14 protein-coding genes are annotated in these 8,932 nt (G+C 57.1%); 11 read left to right on the top strand and 3 right to left on the bottom strand.

The window, feature by feature from the left end:
- Window positions 1-299 precede the first annotated feature (299 nt).
- The gene (locus tag QZ292_RS08175) at window positions 300-443 is read right to left on the bottom strand and encodes a hypothetical protein (RefSeq protein ID WP_294600431.1); all 144 of its coding nucleotides are present in this window, start codon (window positions 441-443) and stop codon (window positions 300-302) included.
- 445 nt (window positions 444-888) lie between these two features.
- On the opposite strand from QZ292_RS08175, the gene QZ292_RS08180 reads away from it, so the two are divergent.
- From QZ292_RS08180 to QZ292_RS08225, 10 genes are all read left to right on the top strand, one after another.
- On the top strand, window positions 889-1,452 hold the full coding sequence (locus tag QZ292_RS08180) for a hypothetical protein (RefSeq protein ID WP_294600433.1): 564 nt from the start codon (window positions 889-891) through the stop codon (window positions 1,450-1,452).
- Window positions 1,439-1,822 carry a four helix bundle protein gene (locus tag QZ292_RS08185; protein WP_294600435.1) on the top strand — a complete coding sequence of 128 codons (384 nt, stop codon included), beginning with the start codon at window positions 1,439-1,441 and terminating at the stop codon, window positions 1,820-1,822. Before QZ292_RS08180 ends, QZ292_RS08185 begins: the two co-directional genes overlap by 14 nt.
- Before the next feature lie 361 nt (window positions 1,823-2,183).
- A complete protein-coding gene (locus QZ292_RS08190) occupies window positions 2,184-2,417 on the top strand; it encodes a hypothetical protein (RefSeq protein WP_294600437.1) in 234 nt (77 codons plus the stop codon).
- A 146-nt stretch (window positions 2,418-2,563) separates the two neighbouring features.
- A complete protein-coding gene (locus QZ292_RS08195; protein WP_294600439.1) occupies window positions 2,564-2,863 on the top strand; it encodes a hypothetical protein in 300 nt (99 codons plus the stop codon).
- Between the two features lie 78 nt (window positions 2,864-2,941).
- Window positions 2,942-3,442 (top strand): hypothetical protein, encoded by a 501-nt coding sequence (locus QZ292_RS08200; RefSeq protein ID WP_294600441.1) that lies wholly within the window; start codon window positions 2,942-2,944, stop codon window positions 3,440-3,442.
- Between the two features lie 211 nt (window positions 3,443-3,653).
- Complete coding sequence (locus tag QZ292_RS08205; protein WP_294600442.1) at window positions 3,654-3,878, top strand: hypothetical protein; 225 nt, start codon at window positions 3,654-3,656, stop codon at window positions 3,876-3,878.
- Window positions 3,879-3,939: 61 nt separating this feature from the next.
- Complete coding sequence (locus tag QZ292_RS08210; protein ID WP_294600443.1) at window positions 3,940-4,092, top strand: hypothetical protein; 153 nt, start codon at window positions 3,940-3,942, stop codon at window positions 4,090-4,092.
- Window positions 4,077-4,301, top strand: coding sequence for a hypothetical protein (locus QZ292_RS08215; RefSeq protein ID WP_294600444.1), 225 nt, complete (start codon window positions 4,077-4,079; stop codon window positions 4,299-4,301). The genes QZ292_RS08210 and QZ292_RS08215 overlap by 16 nt, the downstream gene beginning before the upstream one ends.
- 163 nt (window positions 4,302-4,464) lie before the next feature.
- Window positions 4,465-4,740 (top strand): hypothetical protein, encoded by a 276-nt coding sequence (locus QZ292_RS08220; RefSeq protein WP_294600445.1) that lies wholly within the window; start codon window positions 4,465-4,467, stop codon window positions 4,738-4,740.
- Window positions 4,741-4,759: 19 nt separating this feature from the next.
- The gene (locus QZ292_RS08225; protein ID WP_294600446.1) at window positions 4,760-6,196 is read left to right on the top strand and encodes an RNA-directed DNA polymerase; all 1,437 of its coding nucleotides are present in this window, start codon (window positions 4,760-4,762) and stop codon (window positions 6,194-6,196) included.
- On the opposite strand, the gene QZ292_RS08230 is transcribed toward QZ292_RS08225, so the two are convergent.
- The gene (locus QZ292_RS08230; RefSeq protein WP_294600447.1) at window positions 6,147-6,821 is read right to left on the bottom strand and encodes a cytidylate kinase-like family protein; all 675 of its coding nucleotides are present in this window, start codon (window positions 6,819-6,821) and stop codon (window positions 6,147-6,149) included. The genes QZ292_RS08225 and QZ292_RS08230 overlap by 50 nt on opposite strands.
- Before the next feature lie 26 nt (window positions 6,822-6,847).
- Window positions 6,848-8,227, bottom strand: coding sequence for an MATE family efflux transporter (locus tag QZ292_RS08235; protein ID WP_294600448.1), 1,380 nt, complete (start codon window positions 8,225-8,227; stop codon window positions 6,848-6,850).
- Window positions 8,228-8,381: 154 nt separating this feature from the next.
- On the opposite strand from QZ292_RS08235, the gene QZ292_RS08240 reads away from it, so the two are divergent.
- On the top strand, window positions 8,382-8,588 hold the full coding sequence (locus QZ292_RS08240; RefSeq protein ID WP_294600449.1) for a hypothetical protein: 207 nt from the start codon (window positions 8,382-8,384) through the stop codon (window positions 8,586-8,588).
- Window positions 8,589-8,932 lie beyond the last annotated feature (344 nt).

The following is an 8,932-nucleotide window of genomic DNA, read 5'->3' on the forward strand; positions in this document are numbered from 1 at the left end:
TAGTAGAAAGTAGGGGCCCCCGCGGCCAACGCGTTCGCGTTACGGCGCGGAGCCTATATTGTTTCCCGAGACTGACAGCCGCCCGACGCTTATCGGATAAACGAACTTGTTCCGCGCGCCTGCGCGATTCATTCTATTTCGGCTTGCGCCAAAATAGTTGAATCTCTTCTTAAGGCGTGGCGCGCGGTCGAGTATCGATTGCCCTCAGGCCGGGCAGGCCCCACGTGCCCGCGGTGGGCGAATGGCTGTGTCGGCCTAATAGGGTAGAGGCTGCCAGTTGGGAGTGCGGCACGCACCGTTTATTCCGAGAGGCAACGCAACTGAAGACCGCGGCCGTGTCCATCCGTAGTGCCAGCGAGGTATGTCATGTGGAAGACCAGATAGACCCCGTAGCTACCGCTCACCGAACGCGAGTAACTAAATCCGCTGAATCCGGCATGCATCAGCCCTCCGAATCGCCCATTGTTGCCTGCGCCGCGGTGGCCCGGGGCGATTATGTCGGTAGGATGAGGGTGAAAGGGCGAATTATTTTTTGAATGGTATTTTGTTATTTTGGGATAATTCTTAAATTTGTCTTTGAACATGTGAAACTCATATTCGACAAGAAAAATGAATTACTCTGAAAAATAGAGTGATTTGTGCGGAGAAATGAACCGTAGAAAATTTACAGGTGAGTTTTTCGGTTTTACCCATAAAAGTATATAAGTTTTAGACATTTAAAGTAGGAAAATACAGTCCGGTTCATGGATCTGGGGCGGACGGAATCGAATCGAAAAGGCTTTTACTGGGGGGTGGCCTCCCGCTTTTCTTGCTGTTATACCTATCGGATCGTATGGCTGGCGATTGTGTCATGCGATATTTTGACTCATTCAAAAAATTATTCTTTCGATGACTTTACAGGAAATCATTGCGGCCGAAAACTGCAACACGGATCGGATATACCTCTATCCCGAAGGCGTCTTCTGGAAAGCTTATGAACGCTCGGCCTTCGCATTCGTGCGGCGAATCTCGCGTTACAAAATCACCAAACGGTTTGTCAAGTATCTCGATACGGAAATCGTCTCGTTGGGATTTCCGGATACCTCGCGGGCGAGGGTGCTGGGAGATCGACCGGTACAGGCCGGCCCTTACGGAATGCTGGTGCTCGATGGCGGAACGATCGATCCGTCGGTCTATGCCCGGTGGAAAGAGGCGATTCCGCTGATCGCACCCCGTATGCTGGAAACGCGTGCACCGGCTGCCTCTCTGATGATTCCGCCGCCGACCGCCGGAAGTAGCGAACCGCCGATATCTCTAAGGGCGGTCTCTCCGCCGGTCGGTGCGGAGAGCCGGGCATCGGTGGTCGAAGCGGTGTTGCGTGACTTGCGCAACTTCAGCGTCGAAAATGCCACTCCGCTGGAATGTCTTCTTTTTGTGTCGTCTCTTAAAAAACAACTCAATGGCAATCTATGATAATCTGGAGGTCTTCAAGGCGGCTTACGATCTGTTGCTCTATGTCTTTCAGTTCACTCCGAATATCAAACGCGATTATCGGTACACGTTGGCCGAAAAGTTGAAAGACAATATCATCGAGTTGTGTCTCTGTATCTATCGGGCCAACGGGGCGAAGGAAGAACGGGTGGCGGATATCCGGCAGGCGAGGGAACGGGTGGTGACAATCAAGCTGATGTGTCGCATGCTGACAGACCTCAAGCAGATATCGGTCAAACAGTTCGCGGTGGTCTGCACGCATACGGAGTCGATCTCGAAACAGTTGCAGGCCTGGCAGAGGTATTCCGAAAAGGCGAAACTCGAACGGCAGGCCGTGGTGGTCAAGTCGTAGCGGCGGGGTGCGAGGCGGGGACGGGTTCTTTGATGGTTTGGTCTTGCACATCCGGTGGTGTGCGGGGGCGGTTCCGGACGATCGGGCCCCGGTGGGTTCCGGAGTGTCCGGCCGGTTGTCGGGTTCGATGGCCGGCGGGCAGGGTGAACGATAAATTCAGCAGTCTACTGAAAGTTTAGTTATTCGCATCTTCGTTTCGTGCCGATTGTGTGGGCGGAACGAATATTCCAGTGACTGCCTTTCCGAATCAGGGCTATGCGCGGTTCCCGCCCCGGGCTTCCGCGAGAGAGCCAATGGCGGGCTGAGCAACGTCGGCAACAACGGGTTCAGCTACTCGTCGTCGGTGAGCGGCAGCAACGGGGTGTACTTGAATTTCAACGTGACGAACCTCAATCCCAGCAACGCGAACAACCGCGCCTACGGTCTTCAGTTGCGTTGCCTCTCAGCATTTATTGCCGGTCGTCGGGAAAAGGAGCGGAGGGGGAAGTCGGATGTGCGTTTTTTCCTGTTCCGTCCGTCGGCGAAGCCGGGGGCCTGCCTGCGGGTAGTCCCGGAGTGTCGGGTGGCTGCGGTGGCTCGACAGGGTGGACGATAAATTCAGTAACTTACTGATGGCGTGTGTCGTTAGTTATGGCAATGACCTCCTGTTCCGTAGAGCCGGGGAGGAGGTGATCGGGAATAGTTACGGTTCGGCTATGGTGCTTGTCGCCCGCCCCGGGCTACCGCAATCACGCGGATGGCGTGCAGCGTAACGTCGGCAACGAGGGTACGGTCTGGTCTGCGTCGGTGCCCGACGGTAGCACGAACGCCTGGCGGCTGGTATTCAATGCGACGAACATGAATCCTTCGAATGCGAACAATCGCGGGAACGGTTTTCTGTTGCGTTGCCTCTCAGCATTTATCGGTTCGCGGCTCTCTCCGGGCGGAGGGGACAGGAGCGTATTTACAGGACGGACGTTCCCGGAGTGTCTGTCGGTCACGGCCGGCGGCAGAGGGTGGGGTAAATTCAGCGACTCACTGATCGGGGGCGGGGACGATTAGTTATGGGTACGGGGATTCGGATCGAGATTGTCGTACATCGGGTGGGCGGATGCTTGTTCCGCAAACCCGGCGAATCGAGTGGTCGCGAGATTGGATGAGGACGCCCCGGGCTATCGCCATCGGGATACGGGCGCGCTGAACAACGTCGGCAACAACGGTTACAGCTGGTCTTCGACGGTCAGCGGTACCAATGGCATGAACTTGAATTTCCACGTGACGTGGCTCAATCCCAGCAACGCGAACAACCGCGCCTACGGTTTTCAGTTGCGTTGCCTCTCAGCATTTACCCGAACGTCGCGTCCTTTTTGGGGTAGCGGGTCGCGGTGTGCGACGATTCGGAGACGGGCAGGATGCGTTCCGGAGTGTCGGTTCTTCCGAACAGGAGGGGCCGGCAGGGTGAAGGGTAAATTCAGCAACCTACTGGTTCGTTGTATGGACGGATTAGTTAAGTCGATGATTCTCTCGGCTTTGGATTGCCGGAAGGGTCTGGGGGAGTGGTTGCTCGATTCGACAGGCTGCCCCGGGCTACCGCAACAACACCTCGGGCGCACCGGGCGGCGTCGGCAACAACGGCTATAGCTGGTCGTCTGCGGTGAGCGGTATCAACGGGCGGTTCTTGTGGTTCAACACGCAGGATCTCGATCCCAGCAACACGAACAACCGTGCCAACGGTCGTCAGCTGCGTTGCCTCTCAGTATTTACCGGCATCCTGCTTTTTTGTATTTTTCGTTCTTTATTTCGGATTGATTTGTGAAAATATTCAGAAGAAATCGGAGGTGGTTATTTCAGGGTGGGTGAGTGTGTCGATGATGAAAATCCCGCCCCGGGCTACCGCGACTTCGGTCGTACGGGCTGGAAGGGCATAGCAAGGGACATCGGCTACAACGGGTACAGCTGGTCTTCGGCGGTCAGCGATACCGGTGGCATGAACTTGGATTTCCACGTGGCGTGGCTCAATCCCAGCTACGCGAGCGGTCGCGCCAACGGTTTTCAGTTGCGTTGCCTCTCGGAATAAACGGAAAGTCCCCGCCCCGGGCTTCCGTGACGCAGGCAACGGTGGGCGGTTAGGCAGTCTGATGAACGTCGGCTACGGCGGGTACAGTTGGTCGTGTACGCCGGTGACGGGCGCCGTCGCGGTGCGGTATTTGGACTTCGACACGCAGAGCCTCTACCCCAGCCGCGCGCACAATCGCGGCCACGGTTTTCAGTTGCGTTGCCTCTCGGAATAAACGGAACGCGCTCCGCCCCGGGCTACCGCGACTACGGTCGTACGGGCTATGAGGGTATAATAAGGCGCGGCGGCTACAGTGGATACAGCTGGTCTTCCGCTACGGGCGGTATCGGTGGCCTGGACTTGAATTTCTATTCGCAGAGCCTCACCGCCAGTCGCTCGGACAGCCGCGCCTACGGTTTTCAGTTGCGTTGCCTCTCGGAATAAACGGAGGGGCGAGGCAAAACTCGAAGGAAGAGAAACAGGGGTTCCGGAGTGCCGGTCGTCAGGAGCGGGCGGCAGAGCGAACGATAAATTCAGCAGTCCGCTGACCGAACGGTCAGCTATCCTATGGCATCGCCGGAGTTCAGGCTTGTCGGCGACCTCCGGTGTGTATCGACGAGCGGCTGCTAATCCGGATGAGGCCCCGGGCTTCCGTAACAACACCTCGGGCGCGCTGAACAACGTCGGCAACGAGGGTTCCGTCTGGTCGGCTTCGGCTAATGGGACGAACGGCGTTTATCTGCGCTTCGTGATGAATGCGGCTCAGCCCGGCAACTCGAACAACCGTGCCAACGGTTTTCTGTTGCGTTGCCTCTCAGCATTTATCGCCCTCCTCCTGTTTCTCTTTTTTACGGCGCAGAGCGGCGGGAGGGGAGGGAAATAGGAATGGATATAAAATTATTATGGAAAAAAATAGAGAAAAGAGTTTGTCCGGTGACCGGCCGGATACGTTGCTCGAAGACCTTTTCCGGGCCTATTTCGATGCGCGGAAGCATAAACGCAATACGCGCAATCAGTTGCGGTTCGAGATGGATCTGGAGGCCAATCTGATCGAGCTCTACAATCAGATTCGCAATCGGGAGTACAGGGTGGGGCCGAGTGTCTGTTTCATGGTGGAGCATCCGGTCAAACGGGAGATCTTTGCGGCCGATTTCCGCGACCGGGTCGTGCACCATCTGTTGTACAACTACATCTCGCCGATGTTCGAGCGGACGTTCATTGCCGACAGCTATTCGTGTCTCAAGAACAAGGGGACGCTCTACGGCATCGAGCGGCTGGAACATCATATCCGGTCGTGTTCGGACAACTATCGGGAGCGGTGCTATGTGCTGAAACTCGATATTCAGGGCTATTTTATGAATATCGACCGCCGGATTATGTACGAGACGATCGAACGGGTGATGCGGAAGATGGGCCCGCGGCGGTCGCACAAGGGAAAACCGTGGAATGAGTTGCTGGATTACGATCTGATTTTCTTTCTGTTGCGCGAGATCGTTTTCAATGATCCGACGGAGAATTGCATCATCCGGGGGAGCCGGTCGAAGTGGGCCGACCTGCCGAGGAGCAAGAGCCTCTTTACCTCACCGAAGGGGTGCGGACTGCCGATCGGGAACCTGACGTCGCAGCTTTTCAGCAATATCTACCTGAACGATTTCGACCACTTCGTCAAACGGCGGCTGGGGCACCGGCATTACGGACGGTATGTGGACGATTTCTATATCATCCATCGGGACAAGGAGTTGCTGAAGAGGCATATCCGCGAGATCGACGCCTACCTGAAGGAGCATCTGGGGCTGACGCTGCACCCGAAGAAAATTTATCTGCAGGAGATTTCGAAGGGGGTGACGTTCCTCGGGGCGGTGGTGAAACCGTACCGCCGGTACATGGTCAACCGGACGCGCAACCATTTCAGCGCGTTGCTGATGTCGATGAATGCCTATATCCGGACGCATCCGAGGCCGTCACGGACGTTTCTGGTCTATATGCAGGCGGCGATGAACTCCTACCTGGGCTATATGACGCACTACAAGTGTTATAAGATGAAGCTGAAGATGATTCCGCGGATGGGCGAGGTGCTGAAGCTGGGATACCTGACGCACAATATGACGCGTTATCGGCTGTGTCGCGAGTGGCGCGACCGGTTGGGTGCGAACGGGGCGCAGTATCGGCTGCCGTGGGAGATGGAGTGTCTGCCGCTCTCGGCGAATCGGTCGGCCCGGGTGGAGGGTTTGCCTGAGGTGGACGAGGATTGGAGGCCGCTGCGGGGCGAGTTGGTGGAGTGGGAGCCGGTCACCGTTCCGGTTCCTGTTTCGGCCGTTCCGACTGAGCGGCGGCGATAGCGATCCGTTGTTCGGTATAGCTCCGCAGGATTTCTGCCGTCCGGTCGATCCCCAAGACCGAGGAGTCTATACAAAGGTCGTACGAGGTCGCCGCGCCCCATGATTTGTCGGTGTAGAAGTCGTAGTAGGCGGCGCGTTTCTTGTCGATCTTGCGCATCATGTCGATCGCCTCTTTCGGACTCCGTGCGCCGTGGCAGCGCATGATCCGGTCGATGCGGTCGGCCTCGGAGGCGTAGATGAAGGTGCTGATGCAGAGGGGTTCGTTGCGCAGGATGTAGTCGGCGCAGCGGCCCACGATGACGCACGACCCCATCCGGGCCACTTCGTGGATCACGTCGGACTGGAACTTGAAGATATTCTCGCCGGCTAAGGCGTTCCCCTGACTGCGCATCGCTCCGCCGCCCATCATCAGGCTGGTGGCCAGGGCGTGCATCAGGGTGCTCGGCACCTGTTCGTCGGCCTTTTCGAAACATTCCGGGTCGAGGCCGCTCTCTTTGGAGGCTTCGGCGATCAGTTCTTTGTCGTAGTACGGAATGTGGAACAGGTCGGCGAGCCGTCGGCCCAGTTCCCGGCCGCCGCTGCCGAACTGGCGGCCGATGGTGATGACGAAACGGGGTGTTTCCATAGCGAACGAACGGTTCTAAGTGGTTGTTATACAGTGGTCGCAGATGAGACCGGCTGTTGTTGCATCCGGTGGAATTTTTGGAATTGTTTCCAGAGCAGTATCGCGGCCAGCGTAGTGGCGGCGCAGTCGGCCAGCGGCATGCTCATCCAGACGCCGTTCGCGCCGAAAAAGTTCGGCAGCACCAACAGAAACGGTACGAGAAAGAGCAGTTGTCTGGTCAGGGAGAGGAAGATCGCTTTCGGTGCCATCCCGATCGATTGGAAGAAGTTGGAGGTCACCATCTGGAATCCGACGATGGGGAACATGGCGAGGACGATCCGCAAGCCGTGGCTCGAAATGGCGAGCAGCTCGGGGTCGTCGGTGAAGAGCATGGTGATGTACTTCGGAAAGAGCTGGCAGAGCAGGAATCCGGTGGTGGTCACTCCCACGGCGCAAAAGACGACGTATTTGAATGTCCGGGTCACGCGGTCGATTTTGCGGGCGCCGAAGTTGTATCCCACGATCGGCTGCATCCCCTGATTCAGCCCCATGACGATCATCACGAAGAGCATGGCGATGCGGTTCACGTTGCTGTAGGCGCCTATGTAGAGGTCGCCGCCGTGGTGGAACAGCGATTTGTTGATCAGGATGACGATCACGCTGGAGCAGACGTACATCAGAAATGGCGCCATGCCGATCGACAGGATACCTTTGACGATGGTTCGTTTGAGCCGAATCGTCGCGCGGGTGAAGTGGATGAAGCTCTTTTTATTCAGAAAGTGGTTTATTTCGAGCCCCATGGCCACCGCCTGTGCGATGATCGTGGCCCAAGCCGCTCCGGCGATGCCCCAACCGAAACCAAAGATGAAGATGGCGTTAAGTATCCCGTTGAGAATCACAGCTGTGAGCATAATCGCCATGGCCCGTCCCGGATAGCCCGAGGCTCGGAGCATGTCGTTCAGGCCGAGGTAGACGTGGGTGATGACGTTCCCTGCCAGAATGATGAACATGTAGCTGCGTGCGAAGCCGATCGTATTGTCGCTGGCGCCGAAGAAGTAGAGGATCGGATCCAGCAGCGGCAGGCAGACCGCTGTGTAGGTGATTCCGATCAAGGTGTTGAGAATGATGACATTGCCGAGGATCAACAAGGCGCTTCCCCGGTCGTCCTGCCCCATCTTGATGGAGAGCTGGGTCGATGCGCCGATCCCTACTAACGAGCCGAATGCGGCGCCGAGGTTCATCAGCGGCATGGTGATGCCCAGACCTGACAAGGCCAGCGGCCCCACTCCGTGCCCGATGAAGATGCTGTCCATCAGGTTGTACAACGATGCTGCCGTCATGGCGATGATCGCCGGAATGGCATAACGCAGCAGGAGGGTCGATATTTTTTCGGTGCCTAAAAGCAGGGGAGAGGCTTGTTGGGCCATGGTTTGCGGTTAAAAGGGTAAGGCGGGGCGTAGGTGAAAGCCTGCGGAATATCTGCTTTACAAAGATAGTTCTATTTCCGGAGTTGTCCCAACCTAAATTGCGGTTGTGATGGGGGGGGCGTAGAAGGGTAGAGGGAAGGCGGCTGGTGGTTGCATGGGTTTTTCCGCCCCGGGCTTCCGCGGCGCAGGCAGTAATGGGCGGTTAGGCGATCTGGTGAGCGTCTGCAACGACGGGTTCAGCTGGTCTTCCGCTGTCAGCAGGACTGACGGCGTGTTCTTGCTCTTCTACACACAGTACCTCTATCCCAGCGGCGCAAACCGTCGTGGCCACGGTTATCAGTTGCGTTGCCTCTCGGAATAAAGTGCCTCCGGACACTCCGAAATGGCCGGGTCTACCCCAAATTTTCCGAGACTGTCTTAGCGAAACGCAGTTTCGCTCCGTCCCGCCGGGGCGTCCATCGGGCGTTTTGTTAGGGTTCTCTTTGCCTTATTGGCCGGCCACCGCCCGCGTAGGGCAGTTCTATCCGGGGCAAAGCTCGACCGCGCGCCACGCCTTAAGAGGAAAATCATTCAAAAGCGTTCCACGCTTTTGGATAAGATTTTCCAAGGCGCGCGAACAGAGAACGAGGCGAGGAGTGGGGCTACTCCAGCCATTTGCCCACCGCGGGCACGCGGGGCCTGCCCGGCCCGAGGGCAGTTCCGTCC

The sequence above is a fragment of the uncultured Rikenella sp. genome (assembly GCF_910577125.1).
Lineage (GTDB): Bacteria > Bacteroidota > Bacteroidia > Bacteroidales > Rikenellaceae > Rikenella.